This is a genomic window from Halalkalibacter lacteus (genome assembly GCF_036663595.1).
Lineage (GTDB): Bacteria > Bacillota > Bacilli > Bacillales > Bacillaceae_D > Halalkalibacter > Halalkalibacter lacteus.
Genome location: NZ_JAWRVL010000298.1, coordinates 1 through 258, shown reverse-complemented (window position 1 = coordinate 258; position 258 = coordinate 1). Strand labels below are relative to the sequence as shown.

At 68.2% G+C, this 258-nt stretch carries 1 protein-coding gene; it reads left to right on the top strand.

What is annotated here, in order from left to right; all coding sequences use genetic code 11:
* The coding region (locus SAZ04_RS22425; protein ID WP_332699882.1) for a helix-turn-helix domain-containing protein at positions 1-193 on the top strand (193 nt) is incomplete at its 5' end.
* Between the last annotated feature and the right edge of the window lie 65 nt (positions 194-258).

Sequence of the window (258 nt, the reverse complement as noted above, 5' to 3'; positions counted from 1 at the left end):
CAAAGCCAGGGAAGCGACCGGACTGTCTCAGGCGAAATTCGCCGAGGCCTACCATCTCAAGGTCAGGACCGTGCAGGGTTGGGAGGCGGGCAGAAAGGTCGCCGACGAATCCGCGCGCGCCTATCTGGAGGTGATCCGGCGCGAACCCGCCCTGGTCCGCGCCGCCCTCGCCCGAGAAGACAGCGCCGCCTAGGCGCGGCGAGATGCGCCTATCATCCATGCTAAGTCGGGGGCGTGGGCTTACCTCCGCCGGCTCGG